This window comes from Pseudomonadota bacterium, from assembly GCA_030860485.1.
In the GTDB taxonomy this organism is placed as follows: domain Bacteria; phylum Pseudomonadota; class Gammaproteobacteria; order JACCXJ01; family JACCXJ01; genus JACCXJ01.
Window position 1 is genome coordinate 1 of the sequence record JALZID010000328.1, and the last position, 2,016, is coordinate 2,016.

3 protein-coding genes are annotated in these 2,016 nt (G+C 65.8%); all 3 read left to right on the top strand.

All coding sequences use genetic code 11. The features are described 5' to 3' along the window. Positions 1-339 (top strand): energy transducer TonB (locus M3461_20675; GenBank protein ID MDQ3776589.1); only part of this gene is annotated, 339 nt, incomplete at its 5' end. Positions 340-341: 2 nt separating this feature from the next. Next, a complete protein-coding gene (locus M3461_20680) occupies positions 342-1,589 on the top strand; it encodes a tetratricopeptide repeat protein (protein ID MDQ3776590.1) in 1,248 nt (415 codons plus the stop codon). 112 nt (positions 1,590-1,701) lie between these two features. Further along, positions 1,702-1,920: a hypothetical protein gene (locus M3461_20685; GenBank protein MDQ3776591.1), complete on the top strand. Its 219-nt coding sequence runs from the start codon at positions 1,702-1,704 to the stop codon at positions 1,918-1,920. Positions 1,921-2,016: the final 96 nt, after the last annotated feature.

Genomic DNA, 2,016 nt, shown 5'->3' on the forward strand with positions numbered 1-2,016 from the left:
TTTGTCGGAGAGGCCGGTCTCGCGAGCGGCGACTTCGGTTTCAACCTCGACGACCTCGAGATCGAGGAGAACGTCGTGCCCCTCTACCGCACGCACCCGCTCTATCCGCCGCGGGCGTTGCGGGCAGGGCTCAATGGCGTGGTGCTCGTCGAGTTCGTCATCACGCCCCAGGGTCTGGTCTTTAGTGCCACCGTCGTGCGCGCCGATCCGCCGGAGATCTTCGACAACGCGGTGCTCGCCGCGGTCAAGAAATGGAAGTTCAAGCCCAAGATCGTGGGGGGGCGTGCGGTGCCGCGGCGGGCGCGCCAGGAAGTCCGTTTCTCGCTACCCAAGGAGTGATCATGCCTACGTTTTCCGTACTAGCGCTGCTCATCGCCCTGTTCTCGGCCCCGAGCCCGGCCTCGGCCGCCGAGTCCGAGGGCGGCAAGAAACCCACGGTCTCGGAAGCGGCCCACAAGGTCCTGACCGAGGCCCGGGCGCTCATCGGCAAACACCAGCCGCGCGAGGCCATCGAGAAACTCAATGCCCTCCTGCCGACCCTGACCGAGGAGCGCTACGCCCTGGCGGTCACCCACCAGGTCATGGGCTATGCGTACGGCGACCAGCACGACTACCGGCACGCCGTCGAGTCCTTCAAGAAGGCCCTGTCCTACAAGGCCCTCCCCGATGAGGTCACGCACGACCTCACCTATAACGTCGCCCAACTCCTGGTGCACCTGGAAGCCTATCAGGAGGGCCTCGGGTACCTGGAGGAGTGGCTGCGCCACGAGCGCGACCCCAAGCTCGATGCCGTGAAGCTCGCCGCCACCGCCCATTTCCATTTGCACCGCTACGAGGCGGCCGCGCCCTATCTCGAAGAGGTGCTGGCCCGCCAGCGCCCCCCCGAGGAGGCGTGGTATCAGATGCTGCTCGCCTGCCACTTCGAGCGCGGCCAGTACCAGGCCGCGACGAGGCTCCTCGAGACCATGCTCAGGACCTGGCCGGAGCGGCGCGACTACTGGCTGCAGTTGAGCGGCGCCTATCAACGAATCGATCAGAACCATAAGGCGCTCGCCGTCCTGGAGCTGGCCGAGCGCCGCGCGCTTCTCGGCGAGGCCGAGCGCCTGCAGCTCGTGCGGCTGTACGCCTATGTGGACATGCCCTACCAGGCTGCCCAGTTCCTGTCGACCAAGATCGAAGAGGGCTCTATCAAGGCCAACCTCGATACTTGGGACCTCCTCGCTCATAGCTGGGCGAATGCCCAGGAGAAACAGCGCGCCGTGCGTGCCCTGGAGAATGCCGCCCGGCTCGCCCCCGACGGCAACCGCTATCTGCACATCGCCCAGCTCTTGTTCGAGCTGCGCGACTGGAACGGCGCCGTCAAGGCCGTGGACAACGCCTTGCAGAAGGGCGAGATCAAGCAGGCCGGCACCGCCCACCTGCTGCTCGGGATCGCGAGCCATCACACCGGTGACGAGAAACGCTGTTTCTATGCCCTCGAACGGGCGCAGCATTACAAGGACACCAAGGCCCAGGCCGACTGGTGGATCGAAAAGCTGCGCGCCGAGAGCGTGGCGGCCTCGAACAGCGTGCCGCATCCGGGTATGTGAGGCGCTGGCCGGACCAGAGACCGTCGGACGCGGTTCCGACCGTCCATTCTCAGAACGGCCCTGATTAAAACGACAGGCTCAGGGTGACGCGCGCCGAGCGCAGCTCGACGGGATGGAAATGGATGTCGTCCACACCCGCGGCGGGTTCCCCGGAAAGGCGCGAGGCGTAGAAATACTCGATGTCGCTGTCCTCGGAATCGAGGAGGTTGAAAATCTCGACGCCGAGGCGCAGGTCGTCGCGGAGCTTGTAGCCGATATCGGCGTTGAGGGGAGCGTGGTGGATGCCGAGCGCACGCTGTCATCCTCGATGAGCGGCCGGGGTCCGAAATAACGCACCCGGATCCCGCCGAAGAAACCCTTGAGGTCGTCGATCGTGACTCCGGCCGCGATCACCGTCTCGATGGCGCCCGGGATGTGATCCCCCGCG

Excerpts from the sequence above, each read along its gene's own strand:
- M3461_20680 (MDQ3776590.1), top strand. The coding sequence starts at position 342 with ATGCCTACGTTTTCCGTACTAGCGCTGCTCATCGCCCTGTTCTCGGCC.
- M3461_20685 (MDQ3776591.1), top strand. The coding sequence starts at position 1,702 with ATGGAAATGGATGTCGTCCACACCCGCGGCGGGTTCCCCGGAAAGGCG.